This window comes from Methylorubrum populi (genome assembly GCF_002355515.1).
In the GTDB taxonomy this organism is placed as follows: domain Bacteria; phylum Pseudomonadota; class Alphaproteobacteria; order Rhizobiales; family Beijerinckiaceae; genus Methylobacterium; species Methylobacterium populi_A.
Genome location: NZ_AP014809.1, coordinates 3,910,001 through 3,926,396 on the forward strand (window position 1 = coordinate 3,910,001; position 16,396 = coordinate 3,926,396).

The 16,396-nt window shown below is 68.5% G+C and carries 13 protein-coding genes; 5 read left to right on the top strand and 8 right to left on the bottom strand.

Going from position 1 to position 16,396, the window contains the following annotated elements; all coding sequences use genetic code 11:
* Window positions 1-60: 60 nt before the first annotated feature.
* The 6 genes from MPPM_RS18070 to urtA form a co-directional block, all read right to left on the bottom strand.
* Window positions 61-1,077 (bottom strand): alpha/beta fold hydrolase, encoded by a 1,017-nt coding sequence (locus MPPM_RS18070; protein WP_096486247.1) that lies wholly within the window; start codon window positions 1,075-1,077, stop codon window positions 61-63.
* Window positions 1,078-1,089: 12 nt separating this feature from the next.
* A complete protein-coding gene (gene urtE / locus MPPM_RS18075; RefSeq protein WP_096487909.1) occupies window positions 1,090-1,779 on the bottom strand; it encodes an urea ABC transporter ATP-binding subunit UrtE in 690 nt (229 codons plus the stop codon).
* 76 nt (window positions 1,780-1,855) lie between these two features.
* On the bottom strand, window positions 1,856-2,644 hold the full coding sequence (urtD, locus tag MPPM_RS18080) for an urea ABC transporter ATP-binding protein UrtD (protein ID WP_017486572.1): 789 nt from the start codon (window positions 2,642-2,644) through the stop codon (window positions 1,856-1,858).
* 10 nt (window positions 2,645-2,654) lie between these two features.
* The gene (gene urtC / locus MPPM_RS18085; protein ID WP_096486248.1) at window positions 2,655-3,824 is read right to left on the bottom strand and encodes an urea ABC transporter permease subunit UrtC; all 1,170 of its coding nucleotides are present in this window, start codon (window positions 3,822-3,824) and stop codon (window positions 2,655-2,657) included.
* A gap of 13 nt (window positions 3,825-3,837) precedes the next feature.
* Window positions 3,838-4,764 (bottom strand): urea ABC transporter permease subunit UrtB, encoded by a 927-nt coding sequence (urtB, locus tag MPPM_RS18090; RefSeq protein WP_012455436.1) that lies wholly within the window; start codon window positions 4,762-4,764, stop codon window positions 3,838-3,840.
* A gap of 109 nt (window positions 4,765-4,873) precedes the next feature.
* On the bottom strand, window positions 4,874-6,130 hold the full coding sequence (gene urtA / locus MPPM_RS18095) for an urea ABC transporter substrate-binding protein (RefSeq protein ID WP_017486575.1): 1,257 nt from the start codon (window positions 6,128-6,130) through the stop codon (window positions 4,874-4,876).
* Window positions 6,131-6,678: 548 nt separating this feature from the next.
* Here urtA and MPPM_RS18100 point away from each other — a divergent pair.
* Both MPPM_RS18100 and MPPM_RS18105 read left to right on the top strand, forming a co-directional pair.
* Complete coding sequence (locus MPPM_RS18100; RefSeq protein ID WP_096486249.1) at window positions 6,679-9,894, top strand: ATP-binding protein; 3,216 nt, start codon at window positions 6,679-6,681, stop codon at window positions 9,892-9,894.
* Window positions 9,887-10,792, top strand: coding sequence for a response regulator transcription factor (locus MPPM_RS18105; RefSeq protein ID WP_096486250.1), 906 nt, complete (start codon window positions 9,887-9,889; stop codon window positions 10,790-10,792). Before MPPM_RS18100 ends, MPPM_RS18105 begins: the two co-directional genes overlap by 8 nt.
* Before the next feature lie 30 nt (window positions 10,793-10,822).
* Here the strand turns inward: MPPM_RS18105 and budC are convergent, their stop codons facing one another.
* Window positions 10,823-11,572 (bottom strand): meso-2,3-butanediol dehydrogenase, encoded by a 750-nt coding sequence (budC, locus tag MPPM_RS18110; protein ID WP_096486251.1) that lies wholly within the window; start codon window positions 11,570-11,572, stop codon window positions 10,823-10,825.
* Window positions 11,573-11,991: 419 nt separating this feature from the next.
* On the opposite strand from budC, the gene MPPM_RS18115 reads away from it, so the two are divergent.
* From MPPM_RS18115 to MPPM_RS18125, 3 genes are all read left to right on the top strand, one after another.
* Window positions 11,992-12,798: an invasion associated locus B family protein gene (locus MPPM_RS18115; protein WP_096486252.1), complete on the top strand. Its 807-nt coding sequence runs from the start codon at window positions 11,992-11,994 to the stop codon at window positions 12,796-12,798.
* A gap of 521 nt (window positions 12,799-13,319) precedes the next feature.
* Window positions 13,320-14,084, top strand: a complete 765-nt coding sequence (gene cobF / locus MPPM_RS18120) for a precorrin-6A synthase (deacetylating) (protein ID WP_096486253.1) — start codon at window positions 13,320-13,322, stop codon at window positions 14,082-14,084.
* A gap of 224 nt (window positions 14,085-14,308) precedes the next feature.
* On the top strand, window positions 14,309-15,655 hold the full coding sequence (locus MPPM_RS18125) for a hypothetical protein (protein WP_096486254.1): 1,347 nt from the start codon (window positions 14,309-14,311) through the stop codon (window positions 15,653-15,655).
* An 86-nt stretch (window positions 15,656-15,741) separates the two neighbouring features.
* Here the strand turns inward: MPPM_RS18125 and MPPM_RS18130 are convergent, their stop codons facing one another.
* Window positions 15,742-16,311: a hypothetical protein gene (locus MPPM_RS18130; protein ID WP_096486255.1), complete on the bottom strand. Its 570-nt coding sequence runs from the start codon at window positions 16,309-16,311 to the stop codon at window positions 15,742-15,744.
* Window positions 16,312-16,396 lie beyond the last annotated feature (85 nt).

The following is a 16,396-nucleotide window of genomic DNA, read 5'->3' on the forward strand; positions in this document are numbered from 1 at the left end:
TCCGGCGCCGGTGAGCGCCGGATCGGGTCGGGCGGGCCGCCGGGGCGCCCCGCCGATGGCTCAGGTCGCGAGCAGCTCCTTCAACGCCGCATCCAGCACCGCGATGTCGTCGGGCGAGGTGCCGGGGCCGCCGGCGAAGTGGCCCCAATAGGTCTCGACCGTGCGCAGCTCCGCGTTCGGCATGTGCTCGACCTCGATGGCGCTGTCTTCCGGCGGGAAATACAGGTCGGTGGAGGCCGGCATCACGAAGGCCTTGGCCTTGATCGCCCCGAGCGCCTTCTTGAGATCACCGCCGTAGAGGTCGTTGGCGGAGATGTCGCCGGTCTGCCAAGTCCAGAGCATGGCGAGCAGGTTGTTGGCGTCCTTTTCGAGCAGCCAGCCCTCCCAGAAGCCGACGAGGAAGTCCTCGAGCGAGGCGTAGCCCATCTGCTTCAGGTCGGCCTCGACCCGGTAGAAGGTCTGCGAGAAGCCCCAGCCGGCATAGACCCGGGCCGCGGCGCGCAGGCCCTTCTGCGGCTGCTCGGCGTAGAAGCCGTCGGCGAAGGCGGCATCCGCCTGGAGCGCGGCCTTGACGCCCTCCAGGAAGACGAAGTTGTGCCGCGAGCACTTGGCCGAGCCCTGGAAGGGCAGGATGCGCTCGACCATGTCGGGGAAGAGCGCGCCCCAGTGGAAGGTCTGGAGCGCCCCCATCGACCAGCCGGTGACGAGCTTGACCCGCTCGATGCCGAACCTCTCCGTCACCAGCCGGTGCTGCTGCACCACGTTGTCGTAGGCCGTGACCTTGGGGAAGCGCGGCCCGTTGAAGGGCGCGGGCGTGTTGCTCGGCGATGACGACAGCCCGTTGCCGAACATGTTCGGCACGATGATGAAGTACCGCTCCGGATCGAGCGCCTTGCCCGGCCCGATCAGCCACTCGTTCTCGAGATGCGTGCCGGAATACCAGCACGGATAGACGATGACGTTGTCTCGCGCCGCGTTGAGCGAGCCGTAGGTCTTGTAGACGAGCCGCGCGCCACGGATCGTCTGCTTCGACTGCAGGACGACGTCGCCGAGTTCGAAGATGTCGTAATCGGCCATCGCGAAAAGCCCTCAGACCGAGAGGAAGCGGGCGACCTGCGCCTCGTCGATGTCGGCGCGCAAACTCTCGTGGACGATCGCACCGTTCTCGATCACGAGAACCCGGTCGGCCACATCCATGGCAAAGCTCAGGACCTGCTCCGAGACGACGATCGACAGACCGCGCTCATCGCGAATCTTCTTCAGCGTACGCCCCATTTCACGAATAATCGAGGGTTGAATGCCCTCGGTCGGCTCATCGAGAAGCAGAACCTTCGGGTTGCTCGCGAGTGCCCGGGCGATGGCGAGCTGCTGCTGCTGGCCGCCGGAGAGATTGCCGCCGCGCCGGCCCTTCATCTCCAGCAGCACCGGGAACATCGTGTAGAGGTCCTGCGGCACCTTGCGCGAGCCGGTGACGGTGAGCCCCGTCTCGATGTTCTCCTGCACCGTCATGGTGGAGAAGATCATCCGGCCCTGCGGCACGTAAGCGAGCCCCTTGGCCACGCGGGTATGGCTCTTCAGGGTGGTGACGTCGGTGCCGTCCACTGTGATCGTGCCCGACTTCGTCGGCACGATGCCCATGAGCGTCTTCATGAGCGTCGACTTGCCCATGCCGTTGCGGCCCATCACGGCGACGATCTCGCCGGGCGCCACGTTGATGTCGATGCCATGCAGAACCTCGCTCTGGCCGTAGGCCGCGTGGAGGTCGGAGATCGCCAGCATCGGCTGCGCGCCGGTCATGACCGGCGGCACGACGGGGGAGGGAGAGGCGGCGGTCTGGAGCATGATCGATACGCCTTCAGTGGCCCAGATAGACTTCGATGACCTTCGGGTCGTTCTTGACCCGCTCCATCGACCCTTCCGACAGCACCTTGCCCTGGTGGAGCACGGTGACCCGGTGGGCGATGTCCTCGACGAACTTCATGTCGTGCTCGATCACGAGCACCGAGCGGCCCTTGATGATCTGGTTGAGGAGTTCGGCGGTCTTGATGCGCTCGCCGACGCTCATGCCGGCCACAGGCTCGTCGAGCATCAGCAGTTCCGGGTCCTGGATCAGCAGCATGCCGATCTCCAGCCACTGCTTCTGGCCGTGGCTCAGGAACTCGGCCCGCTCGTCGAGCTGGTCCTTGAGGAAGATGGTCTGGGCGATCTCGTGGATGCGGTCGCGCACTTCGGCGTCGCGCTTGAAGGTCAGCGCCCCGAACACCGAGCGGCCGCGGGGGAACGAGATCTCGAGATTCTCGAACACCGTCAGGTCATCGTAGATCGAGGGCGTCTGGAACTTGCGCCCGACGCCGGCCTGGACGATCGCGCTCTCGGACAGCTTGGTCAGTTCCTGGCCCTTGTACTTGATCGAGCCGGAGCTGGCCCGCGTCCGCCCGCAGATCAGGTCGAGCACCGTGGTCTTGCCGGCGCCGTTGGGGCCGATGATGACCCGGATCTCGTCCGGATCGACGTAGAACGAGACGTCGTTGACCGCCTTGAATCCGTCGAAGGAGACGGTGAGGGCCTCGACCGCCAGCAGGAAGTCCTTCTCGTCGGCGGGCGTGCCGATGGGGGCCGGGGAGGGGAGGATGGCCGCGTTCATGGATGTCTCCTCACTCGGCCGGAGTGCCGTGGGGCAGGGCGGGACTGGCGACGGGGGCCAGGCCCTTGGCCTTGCGGAACAGGCGGGGTTCGATGTGCTCGCGCCAGATGCCCGCGAGACCGTTGGGGAAGATCAGCACCACGGCGATGAACAGACCACCGAGGCCGAACAGCCAGAGGTCGGGGAAGGACTCGGAGAAGCTCGTCTTGGCCCAGTTGACCAGCAGCGTCCCCCAGACCGCGCCGAAGAGCGAGAGGCGTCCGCCGACGGCGGCGTAGATCACCATCTCGATCGAGGGCACGATGCCGACGAAGGACGGGGACATGAACCCGACCTGCAAGGTGAACATCGCGCCGCCGATCGCCGCGAAGCCGGCCGCGAGGCAGAAGGCGAAGACCTTGAAGCCCGCCACCGAGTAGCCCGAGAACCGGACCCGGTCCTCCTTCTCGCGCATGGCCACGAGGATGCGCCCGAGCTTCGACTTCTTCACGTACTGCGCCATCAGGATGCAGCCGATGAGGAGCCCGCCGTTGACGAAGTAGAGGATGAACTTCGCGTGGTCGGTGCGGATGTCCCAGCCGTTGAGCGTGCGCAGGTCGGTGATGCCGTTGATGCCCCCCGTGTAGCCCTGCTGGCCGACGATCAGGATCGTCAGGATCGCGGCGATCGCCTGGGTGATGATGGCGAAGTAGGTGCCGCCCACGCGCCGCTTGAACATCGCCACCGAGATGATGAAGGCGAAGGCCACCGGCACCGCGACGACGAGGAGGAGCGTCAGCGGCAGGGAGTGGAAGGGCTGCCAGAACCAGGGGAGCGCGGTGATCTGGTTCCAGTCCATGAAGTCGGGAATGCCCGGCGTCGACTGGATCTTCGTGTTCTCGACGCTGGATGCCTCAAGCTTCAAGTACATCGCCATGCAGTAGCCGCCGAGGCCGAAGAACACGCCCTGGCCCAGCGAGAGGATGCCGGCATAGCCCCAGCAGATGACGAGGCCGAGGGCGACGAAGGCGTAGGTGAGGTACTTGCCGACGAGGTTGAGGCGGAAGCCGTCGAGCATGAGCGGCAGGACCACCAGGATCACGCCGGCCAGCAGCAGCAGGCTCACCCACTCGACCGGCTTCATGAAGGGGTTGTCGTTGACGGTGACCGCCTTCGACAGGGACTGAACTGGGCTCGTCATCGGGGCGCGCTCCTCAGCGACGGACCTTGAGGGTGAACAGGCCCTGCGGCCGCAGCATCAGGATCGCCACCACCGCGAGCAGGGTGAGCACCTTGGCCATCGAGCCGGAGAGGAAGAATTCGAGGGTCGACTGGGTCTGCGAGATCGAGAAGGCCGAGGCGATGGTGCCGAGCAGGCTGGCCGCGCCGCCGAAGACCACGATCAGGAAGGTGTCGACGATGTAGAGCTGGCCGGAGGTGGGGCCGGTCGAGCCGATCATCGTGAAGGCCGAGCCGGCGATGCCGGCGATGCCGCAGCCGAGGCCGAAGGTGGTGCGGTCGACCTTCTCGGTATCGATGCCGACGGCGCCCGCCATCGAGCGGTTGCTCATCACCGCGCGGATCTGCGCGCCGAAGCGCGAGCGATAGATCAGCACCGCGACGCCGAGCGTGATGACCGTGGTGACCGCGATCACGAACAGGCCGTTGATCTGGACCTCGATCGAGTCGGTGACGGGGATCGAGCCCATCATCCACGAGGGCAGTTCCACGCCGACCTCGCGCGGGCCGAAGATCGTGCGGTAGGCCTGCTGCAGGATCAGCGAGAGGCCCCAGGTCGCGAGCAAGGTGTCGAGCGGGCGCTTGTAGAGGTGGCGGATCAATGCCCATTCCACCAGCATCCCCATCGCTCCCGATGCCAGGAAGGCCAGTGCCATGGCGACGAAGAAGTAGCCGCCGAAGAGCGAGGGCAGGTAGGTCTGGAAGAAGGTCGAGCAGAGATAGGTGACGTAGGCGCCCAGGATCATGAACTCGCCGTGGGCCATGTTGATGACGCCCATCTGGCCGAAGATGATCGCCAGGCCCAAAGCCATCAGGACGTAGACGGAAAACAGGATCAGACCTGCAAAGCCCTGCATCACGAAGATCGAGCTGAGGTCTGCGAGCGAGTAGTCGCCGAACATGATCGGTGTCCCCGGCGGATTTTTCTGGGAGGGCGCAGCAAGTGTCGGGCCACGCCCGTCATTTCGCGGATGTCCCCTCCCGCGGGGGGAGGGGACCGGAGGGTCGCGACTACTGGTAGCCCTTCGGGAAGGGGTTCGGCTCGATCAGCTCGGGGCTCTCGTAGACCACCTCGAACTGGCCGGTCGGCAGAGCCTTGGCGACGCGGGTCTTCGACCAGAGGTGATGGTTCGGGTGGATCTTCACGTAGCCTTCCGGCGCCTCCTTGAACTCGATGTCGGGCGAGGCGGCGACCACCTTGTCGACATCGAAGGAGCCGGCCTTCTCCACCGCCATCTTCCACAGGAACGGCCCGAGATAGGCGGCCTGGGTCACGTCACCGATGACGGTCTTGTCGCCCCACATCTTCTTGAAGGCGGAGACGAACTTCTCGTTGTTGGGGTTCTTCAGCGACTGGAAGTACTTCATGCAGGAATAGGCGCCGGCGATGTTGTCGCCGCCGATGCCGTCGATCTCGTCCTCGGTCACCGAGATCGTCAGCAGGGTCTGCTTCGAGAGATCGATACCCGCCGCCTTAAGCTGCTTGTAGAAGGCGACGTTCGAGCCGCCGACGACGTCGGCGAAGATCACGTCGGGCTTCTTGAGCTTGATCTTGTTGATGACCGAGTTGAACTGCGTGTGGCCGAGGGGGAAGTACTCCTCGCCGGCGACCGTGCCCTTGAGCACGTTCTCGATGTGCTTGCGGGCGATCTTGTTCGAGGTGCGCGGCCAGATGTAGTCCGAGCCGACCATGAAGAACGACTTCGCGCCCTTCTCCTTGGCCACCCAGTCGAGGGAGGCGAGGATCTGCTGCGTCGCCTCCTGGCCGGTGTAGATCACGTTCTTGGACTGCTCCAGGCCTTCGTAGAAGGTCGGATAGTAGAGCAGGCCGTTATACTGCTCGAACACCGGCAGCGCGGCCTTGCGCGAGGCCGAGGTCCAGCAGCCCATCACCGCGGCGCAGTGATCGTTGACGAGGAGCTTCTTGGCCTTCTCGGCGAAGGTCGGCCAATCGGAGGCACCGTCCTCCTGGATCACCTTGATCTTGCGGCCGAGCACGCCGCCCATCTCGTTGATCTGGGCGATGGCGAGCTTCTCGGCCTGGATCGAACCGGTCTCGGAGATCGCCATCGTGCCGGTGGCCGAGTGCAGGATGCCGACCGTGACCTCGGTGTCGGTCACCGCGAGCCCGGTCGTGTTGACGGCCGAAGTCGGAGCGGCGGCGAACGCTCCCCGCGGCATCATCGCCAGCGCGGGCAACCCCGCGAGGCCCATGAGAAGCTTGCGCCGCAGGGCCGATTCCAGGCCCTTCCCCTTGTCTTCAGCCATCGTGCCTGAACCCCTGATCTGGCGTCGGCGCGGCTCTGCCGGTCGGCGGCCGTGCTCGGACAGGGTGGAGGCTAGGCTTGATTGTGCGATGCACCCTATACGCTGTTTTGCGTATGTCCGCCGGACAGCCCGGACCGTACCGTGCCGCTCTCGATTCCGTGAGAGCCTCGGGCTAGAGCATCATCCCGAAAGGTGGTTTGCGGCTTTCGGAAAAAGATGATGCAGAAACAGATCCCGAGCGCATCGTGCTGGATCCGATATCCAGCACGATGCGCTCGGGATGTCGCGTGTCGCGCAGTGGCGGACATCGTGCCGGCATCTCCGTTGCAGACCGGTGATCCGCCCATCGTGAGGACGGCCCCCTGAGCGCCCGGTCCATCATCCCGATCCGTCGCGACTACAACCGCTTCGTCGCCGACGAGACCCTGGAAGACTACGCCCTGCGCTTCACCGCCAAGAAGGCGCGGCGCTGGTCGCCCTTCCGCATCGCGCAGACGGCGCTGGGCTCGCTGTCGTTCCTGGCGCTGGAGGCCATCGGAGGCACGCTGGTGCTCGCCACCGGCTTCACCAACACCTTCGCCGCGGTGCTCGCCGTCGGGCTCATCATCTTCGCCACCGCCGCGCCGATCACCATCTACGCCGCCCGCTACGGAGTCGACATCGACCTCCTCACCCGCGGGGCGGGCTTCGGCTATCTCGGCTCGACCATCACCTCGCTGATCTACGCCGGCTTCACCTTCCTGTTCTTCGCCATCGAAGCGGCGATCATGGCGCTGGCGCTGCAGCTCTGCTTCGGCCTGCCGCTGTGGATCGGCTACATCGTCAGCGCGGGGGCGGTGATCCCCCTCGTCATCTACGGCATCCGCCTGATCAGCCGCTTCCAGCTCTGGACCCAGCCGCTCTGGATCGGCCTCAACCTGCTGCCGCTCGTCTGCATCTGGCTCTCGGGGCCGGTGCCGTTCGAGGCCTTCACCGGCTATCCCGGCCTGGAGGCGGCGGGCGCGGGCTTCGACCTGCGCCTGTTCGGGCTCGCCTCCGGCATTTTGCTGGCGCTGCTGGCCCAGGTCGGGGAGCAGGTCGACTTTCTGCGCTTCATGCCGCCGCCCCAAGGCAAGGGCGATTGGCGCTGGTGGACCGGGGTGCTCTCGGCGGGCGCCGGCTGGATCGTGCCGGGCATGCTGAAGATCCTGCTCGGCGCTTTCCTCACCGTTCTGGCGCTCGGCCACGGCATCTCGCCGGAGCGGGCCGCGGAGCCGACGCAGATGTACGCCGTCGCCTTCGGCTACGTCTCGGGCTCCCCCGGGGTCGCGGTGGCGCTGACCGGCCTGTTCGTGGTGATCTCGCAGCTCAAGATCAACGTGACCAACGCCTATGCCGGCTCGATCGCGTGGTCGAACTTCTTCTCGCGCCTCACCCACAGCCATCCGGGGCGGGTGGTCTGGCTCGTGTTCAACGTCGCCATCGCCCTGCTGCTGATGGAACTCGGCATCGACAAGACCATCGAGAGCACCCTGCCGCTCTACGCCTGCGTGGTCTCGGCCTGGGTCGGCGCCCTCGCCGCCGACCTCGCCGTCAACAAGCCGCTCGGCCTGTCGCCGCCGGGCATCGAGTTCAGGCGGGCGCATCTCTACGCCATCAACCCCGTCGGCACGGGGGCGATGGTGCTCTCGCTCATCGCCGGCGGCCTGATCCATGCGGGCCTTCTCGGCGACGCGCTCCAGCCCTTCGCGCCGATGCTGGCGCTGGCCACTGCCTTCGCCGCGGCGCCCGCCATCGCCCTCGCCACGGGGGGCAAGCGCTACCTTGCCCGCGAACCGCGGACCGACTGGGACCGGCCGGAGATCACCTGCCGCGTCTGCGCGCACCCGTTTGAGGCCGAGGACATGGCGCAGTGCCCGGCCTATTCCGGACCGATCTGCTCGCTGTGCTGCTCCCTCGACGCCCGCTGCGGCGACCTGTGCAAGCCGCATGGACGCCTGGAGGCGCAGGCCCGCGAGACGCTGGCCCGCGTCCTGCCCGCCCGCACCGCCGCCTGGATCGGCGCCCCGCTCGGCCGCTACCTCGCGCTGATGCTGACCCTGATCACGGTGATCGGGCTGATCCTCGTCATCGTCCACGCCAGCGCCGCCGCCGGGCATCCGGAGCACACCGAGACGCTGCGCGCCGCGCTCACCAGCCTGTTCTTCATCCTGATCGTCATCCTCGGCGTCGTGGCGTGGCTGTTCGTGCTGGCGCAAGAGAGCCGCCGGGTGGCGCAGGAGGAGACCGCCCGACAGACCGCCCTCTACGAAGCCGAGATCGCCGCCCACAAGGTCACCGACGCCAAGCTGCAGCAGGCCAAGGAGACGGCGGAGGCCGCCAACCTCGCCAAGAGCCGCTACGTCGTCGGCATCAGCCACGAACTGCGCACGCCGCTCAACGCGGTGCTCGGCTACGCGCAGCTGCTGGAGGGCGATTCCAGCATCCCGGAGCCGCGCCGCAACGGCATCCGGGTGATCCGCCGCAGCGCCCAGCACCTCTCAGGCCTGATCGATGGCCTGCTCGACATCTCGCGGATGGAGGCCGGCCGGCTCCAGACCTACCGCAACGAGATCCGGCTCGCCGATTTCCTGACCCAGATCGTCGACATGGTGCGTCTGCAGGCGGAGGGTGCCGGCCTGAGCTTCCGCTTCACCCGGCCCGAGATCCTGCCGGCGGTGGTGGCGACCGACGAGAAGCGCCTGCGCCAGATCCTGCTCAACCTCCTCTCCAACGCCATCAAGTTCACGGCGAAGGGCGAGGTCGCGCTCGAGATGACCTATCGCGGCCAGGTCGCCGTGTTCACGATCCGCGACACCGGGCTCGGCATTCCGGCGGACGATCTCGGCCGGATCTTCGAGCCGTTCGAGCGCGGCTCGATGCCCGCCGCCCGGGCGGCGCCGGGCACCGGGCTCGGGCTCACCATCGCGGGTCTGCTGGCGCAGGTGATGGGCGGCGAGATCACCGTCGAGAGCCGGGTTGGGGAGGGCACCTGCTTCCGGGTGCGGCTGATGCTGGCCTCGGTGAACCGCCCGGCGCCCGCCGCGATGCCGGCTCCGACCGCGGTGGCGCGGCCCGCTCTGGCGGAGTCCGGTCGGACCATCCTCGTCGCCGACGACGATCCGGCCCACCGCGCCCTGATGCGCGAGATCCTGGAGCCCCTCGGCTTCACGGTGGCCGAAGCGCCGGACGGCCCGGCCTGCCTCGCGCTCGCGGGCACGTGCGAACCGGCGCTGATCCTGCTCGACATCGCCATGCCGGGCATGACCGGCTGGGAGGTGGCAAAAACGTTGCGTGAGACCGGCTTCACCGCCCGCATCGCGATGATGTCGGCCAACGTCCACGAGATCAGCCCAACCCGCGGCGCCGATGCCCCGCACGACGACATCATCGCCAAGCCGTTCGACATGCAGGATTTTCTGGAAAGGATCACGGCACTGCTCGGCACCGCCCGCCCGATGCCCGCCTTACCCGCGGAGCGGCGCCCGATCGGGCGGCCCGACCGCCCGACCGATGCCGCGAGCGGCGAGGGGGCGGGCGGAGAGACGGTGCCGGCGGAGCACATCGCCGCACTGCTGCGTCTCGGCCGCATCGGCCACGTACGCGGAATCGAGGCCAAGCTCGCCGAACTGGAGAGCGACGCGGCCGTGCCGGCCGCCTTCGTCGCACGGATGCGCGGCATGGTGGCCGCCTACGACATGCGCCGCTACGTCGGCGTGCTGGAGGGACTTGCCCGCGATGCCTGACGCGCAGCGCGATATCGTCCTCGTCGTCGATGATTCGCCCGACACCCTGAGCTTTCTCACCGAGGCGATCGAGCGTTCGGGCGCCACCGTTCTGGTGGCGGTCGGCGGCGACCTCGCCCTCGACCTCGTGGAAGAGATCACCCCCGACATCATCCTGCTCGACGCGGTGATGCCGGGCATGGACGGGTTCGAGACCTGCCGCCGCCTCAAGGCCAAGGGCCGGCTCGCCCACGTGCCCGTCATCTTCATGACCGGGCTCTCCGAGACCGAGCATATCGTGAAGGGATTGGGGGCGGGCGGGATCGACTACGTCACGAAGCCGATCGCCCCCGACGAGATCCTGGCGCGCATTCGCGTGCACCTGGCCAACGCCCGCTCCGCGCAGAGCGCGCGGGCCGCGCTCGACACCGCCGGACGCACGCTGTTCGCGGTCGATGCCGCCGGCTCGGTCCTGTGGTGCACGCCGCAGGCCGCCCAGGTGCTGGCCGCGCTCGGCGGACCGGAACCTCTCGGGCTGCCGCCGAGCGGGCGCGACTGGCTGCAACGCTGCCTCGCCGGCCAGAACACGGCGCCGCTGGCCCTGACCGACGCCGGGGGCCGCGCCCATTCGCTCAGCTTCATCGGCCGCACCGGTCCCGAGATCCTGCTGCGTCTCTCCGGCGACCCAACCGCCGCCGGCCTGGAGCGCCTGCGCGAGCGGCTGCCGGTCACCGGCCGCGAGGCGGAGGTGCTGCTCTGGCTCTCCCGCGGCAAGTCGAGCCGCGACATCGGCGAGATTCTGGGATTGAGCCCCCGCACCGTGACGAAGCACCTGGAGGGGATCTACGCCAAGCTCGGCGTCGAGAACCGCACCGCGGCCTCGGCGGTGGCGGCGCGGCACCTGCGCGATCTGGATTGAGGGCGATCGAGCGGCGCTTGAGCGGCCGCCTCAGCTCAGTGCGGGCTGCCCGTTCGAGGCCGAGAGGCCGCCATCGACCGGCAGGTTGACCCCCGTGACGAAGTGCGCGTCCGCGCTCGCCAGGAAGGCGATGTCGTCGGGCTGCGCGCCGCGGCCCATCGGGATGCGCTCCTCGAACTTGGCCACGAGGTCCGGCTGGTCCTGCATCCCGGCGGTGAACGGCGTGTAGACGAGACTCGGATTGACCGCGTTCACCCGCACGCCGTTGCGCGCCTCGTCGAGCGCGACGGCGCGGGTGAAGTTGGTCACCGCTCCCTTGGCGGCGCAGTAGAAGCTGTGGTTCCAGTCGCCGCCGAGCCCCGAGACCGAAGAGACGTTGACGATGCAGCCGCGGCTCATGCGCAGATGCGGCAGGGCGAAGCGCGTCATGTAGAAGACGCCGTAGAGGTCGGTCTCGATCACGGTCGAGAAGTCGGCGATGTCGCCCTCGTCGACCCGGCCGAGATGGTCCTTGCCGGCATTGTTGATCAGCACGTCGAGCCGCCCGAACCGGGCCGCCGCGGCCTCGATGACATGCCGGCACTGGTCGGCGTTCGAGAGGTCGGCGGTCTCGATGTGCACCGCCGCCTCAAGGCTGTCGGCGACGCGGCGCAGGCCTTCCGCATTTTTGTCGGCGAGCACGAGGCTCGCGCCCTCCCGGCCGAAGCGGCGTGCGGTGGCCTCGCCGATGCCGGAGGCGGCCCCCGTGACGAGAACCACCGTGTTCGAAAACCGGCCCATGCGGCCTCCCGTGCTGCGCGGCGCAGGCGGCGCACTCCGCGAAGCCCGGTCAACCTCCCCGGGCAGGACCAGTTCCGGGTGGGCCGGCGAGGCCCGGGCACGGATGCGCGAGGGCGGAAACCGATAAAACAGCCCCTTGTGCGATCCGCGAGAGAAATCCGCGACTTGAGGCGGCGCGCACACGGGTGTACGGCGCAGGCGTCATGCCTTCGCCGCATTCCACGGGGAAGCAGGCCGCCGTCTCGTTCCGGCAGAAATCGTGCTGCGCCCGAGGCCGCGCACGGCGATCCGGCGCACCGCGCCAGGAAGGCCACGCCTCGGACCGACGGCCGGACCTGCCATTCCACGGGGCTGCGGCGGCCCGAGTGAGCACCGCGTCACATAACTACGCGCCATCCGTTGAAGGGGTCATAACGCCGATGTTCCTTGCCAAGTCTTCCATGGCCAAGCCTTCCGCGCGCCCGCTGCGCGTGGCCGCGTTCCTCGCCATGGCGGGCCTGGGCGCCGGCCTGGGCGGAACCGCGTTCGCCCAGGCGAAGAAGCCGGCCGCTCCGGCTCCGACCCCCGCCCCGGCGCAGGCCCAGCCCGCCGCGCCCGCCCAGCAGCAGGCCCAGGGCAACGGCCCGCAGATCATCAACGTGAAGTCCGAGCCGAGCCAGGCCGATTGGACCAAGGTCTGCGGCAAGGACCAGGGGTCCGGCACCGACGTCTGCTACACCACCCGTGACTTCGTGTCGGATTCCGGCCAGCCGGTGCTGGCGGTCGCGCTCTACGACATGAAGAACGCCTCCACGAAGCAGGAGGTGAAGGTCGTGCGCTTCCTGCTGCCGCTGGGCCTGATGCTGGCCCCCGGTATGCGCTTCGACGTCGACGGCAAGGAAGTGACCGGCGGCAAGTTTGCGGTCTGCTTCCCGAACGGGTGCTTCGCCGAGGCCGGCGGCGTCTCCAACGAGCTGCTGACCGGCTTCAAGAAGGGCACCACGCTCAACGTCCGGGTCCAGAACCAGACCCAGCGCGAGGTGGTGTTCGCGGTGCCGCTCGCCGGCTTCGGCAAGGCCTTCGACGGTCCGGCCATCGACCCGAAGGTTCTCGAGGAGCAGCAGAAGAAGCTCCAGGCCGAGATGGAGAAGCGCAGCGAAGAGATGCGCAAGAAGCTGGAGCAGCAGGGCGCGTCCGGCGCCGCGCCGGCTCCCGCCGCCCCGGCTGCCAACGCCGCGCCGAAGTAAGCCGCCCGCACCGAGCGATTTAGGGACGAGCCCCGCCGTGGTCGCCACGGCGGGGCTTTCCTTTGTGCGCGCCGCGGAGACCGCCGGTCCGTGCAACCATAGGCGAAACTCCGCGTTCAGCATGTCCGAGATCACCCGGACGGCAACAGTCAACCGGCAAGTTGTCGTTAAGGATGTTTCGCCCGCCTCTCAGTGGGATTGCGTGAGCAACGGTGACGAAACGCACCGCGCAATCCCGCTGCACAAGGTTAGGGGTTATTTAACGGATCGAGGCGGCCGCGAAGGAGCCGCAACGGAGTTCAGGCGATGAGCCAGCGCATTGAAGACATCAAGTTCATGGCGACGATGACCTTCGTCACCCTTTTCGGCACCTGCCTGACGGCGCTGGTCGGCTGAAGCTCTTTCGATCCGGACGCTCCCCTTATGGCCCGGATCCGTTAAGAAGCCGCTTCCCTCTTTTCCCGTCGCGGGCCTGTCCGCGGGGATGTTGCCGGGACCGAACCCGGCCGGAAGCGTGAACCGTGCGACACATCCACGTCATCGGCATCGGGACCGGCAATCCGGAGCACCTGACGATCCAGGGCGTCCGCGCCCTGCAGGCGACCGACGCCGTCTTCGCCCTCGATAAGGGAGAGGCCAAAGCCGGGCTTCTCAACCTTCGACGGCAGATCTGCGACCGCTACATCGAGGGCCGGCCCTACCGCTTCATCGAGGCATCCGACCCCGAGCGCGACCGTCGTCCCGCGGATTACGGCGTGGCGGTGGACGATTGGCACGCGGCCCGCGCGGCTCTCTACGAGGATCTGATCGTCGAGCATCTGCGCGAGGACGAGCGCGGCGCCTTCCTCGTCTGGGGCGATCCCTCGCTCTACGACAGCACCCTGCGCATCCTCGAGCGGGTGCGCGCCCGCGGACGGGTCGGCTTCACCCACGACGTGGTTCCCGGCATCACCAGCGTGCAGGCGCTGGCCGCCGCCCACCGCATCCCGCTCCACCACATCGGCGAGCCGGTGCGGATCACCACGGGCCGCCGGCTGCGCGACGGGCTTGGTAACGGGCTCGGCGATGGAGCCACCGTGGTGATGCTCGACGGCGACCCACGCTTCCAAGGGCTCGACCCGGATCTGACGATTTACTGGGGCGCCTATCTCGGCACGCCGGACGAGCGGCTCGTCGCGGGCCGGCTCGGCGATGTCGCCGGGGAGATCCGCCGCGTGCGCGCGGAGGCCCGCGCCCGCCACGGCTGGATCATGGACATCTACCTGCTGCTGAAGCCGCAATCCTGAGCCCCGCGCCGCGCGCTCTCACGCTGCGGCATAGTGTCAGGATCGGGAAGCACGCTGCCACGCTCCCCGACCCTCGAAGCAGAATTCTTCCGTCCCTTCCCCGTGCGACGACAAGGGCCGCCTCCGGCCGCTTTTTCGCCCTGGCAGGGGCCTTGCTTCGCCGCCCAAGCGAAGGACATTTCGCCGGTCGAACGAGAACCGGAACCATCCTTTGGGGGCGTGAAATGGCGGCTGGCTCGCGGCGGGCCGTGCGCGGTGCTGCTTATGCGTTGATCGGGGTAGCCGGCGCCCTGGTCGCGGCGCTCCTTGCTCCGGGGCAGGATCGTCCGACAGGTCCGCACGCGGCCCTCGATCCGGCCGGCAGCGAACTCGTCGCCCGCGCCGATGGCCCGAAGGTCGCGCCGGAGGGCGCACCGACCCGAATTCGCCTCGGTCCGGAGGGCCGCGACATACGCCTGTCGGGCGAACTCACCGAAGGGGCGGCCGAGCGTCTCGCCCGGCTCCTCGACGCCCATCGCCGGGTCGAGCGCATCCATCTCACCAGCGAGGGCGGACTGGTCGATGAGGGCGCGGCCATCGGCGCCTTGATCGCGGAACGCGGTCTCGTCACCTACGTGCCGGATTACTGCGTCTCCGCCTGCACCCTGGCCTTCGTGCGCGGACGCGAGCGGCTCGTCCGGGCGGATGCGCGCCTCGGCTTTCACGCGCCCTACGAGACCGACCCGGCCGGCGTCGAGATCGCGGTCGACAGCGCGCCCGAGCGTGCCGCCTATCTCGCCGCCGGCATTCGGGCCGATTTCGTCGACGCCGCCCTCAAGGTCCGTCCGGACGATCTGATGATCCCCGATACCGACACCCTGGTGAAGGCCGGTGTGGCCACCGGCATCGCCGATGCCGACCGCTTTCCCGACTCCACCCTGGACGACGGCGCCGACCCGGAGCGGGTCCGTGCCGTGATCCTGCACGACGTGCCTCTGCTCGACGCGGTGGAGACGGGCGCTCCGGGAACGATCGCACCGATCGCGGCGTGGTACCTCGACGGCTACCAACGCGGCCGGCCGGAAGGGGAGGCGGTGGACGGCGTTCGCCGGATGGCCGCGCATGCCGTGACGCGAAGCCTCGCCGATGCCGACCCGGACACCCTGATCGAACTCGGCCGGACGATTTTTCGGGCGATGCAGCGGTCGAACCCCGGCCGCGCCGGCATCTGCGCAGCGGCCAGGGAGGGGGCGGGTTCCGTTCTGACCCGGCCGCGTCTCGATCGAGCGCAGCTTGCCGCCGGCCGGACGATTCTGTCCCGCGCGCTCGGATTGCGGGCTGCGGAGGAAGCGCCTGCGCCCGACGCCGTGCTGGGAGAGGATCCGACAAGGCCGGTCGCCCTCGAAGCGGAATCAGGATCGGCCTCACCGCTGACGATCCGGAGACGCGGCTGCTCGGACCTGCGAAGGGCCTTCGCGGCGGCCCTGTCCCGCCCGACGGGCGAGGCGGCGCAGGCCCTTCGTCCGCTCCTGTTCCCCGCAGCGCCGGCACGTCTCCGCCCGGCGCTGGAAGCCTCCGCCCTGCCGCAATGACCCTCTGAACCGCATTGCGGAAGCCTCGCCGCCGCGCGTCGGAACGGGGCACGGGCGGCGGGCCTTCCCTCAAGGCACCTTCTCCCTCAATGCACCTGCCGTCCTCCGGTGCCGCGCAGGCGGCGGGCGAGTTCGTGACCGATCTCGGCGGCGACCTCGTCGACGAGGCGCGCGAGCGGCGGATTGCGCAGGCCGGCGACCAGCCCCTTCATCGCGGCCGCATGATCGGCGAGGCGATTGGCCTGCCGCTGGGCCTGATCCGTTTCCGAGTCGGCGGGGCGGCGCTCCTCCGTCAGATCGAAGGCGAGTCCCTGCGTCGTGAGAGCACCCGTGCCCGGGTCGCGTCGGCATTGTCCCATCAGCCGCAGCCAGCGTGCACCGCTAGGACCGGGGCGCGTGCGGAACTCCGCCTCGAAGGGCCGGCCGTCCTCCCCCGCCGCCCGCAGCACGCGCTCCAGGCGGAGAGCGTCCTCGGCTTCCAAGGCCGCCAGCGCCAGCGTCAGGGGCGCTCCCGCCGCCGCATCCTCGGGCACGGACAGCAGGCGGGCCAGGATCGGCGACAGAGCGAGCCGGTCGGACTCCGGATCGTGAGCCCAGGCTCCCAGGCAGGCGGAACCGGCGAAGGCGGAGGGAAGGTCAGGTTCAAAGGCCGTCATTGCGGATACCGGCGGAGCGTCTTCGGGCACGAACGGCCGCAGTCCCGGGGCGCGACGCGCCGGGATTCACCCAACCCGCGCGGCT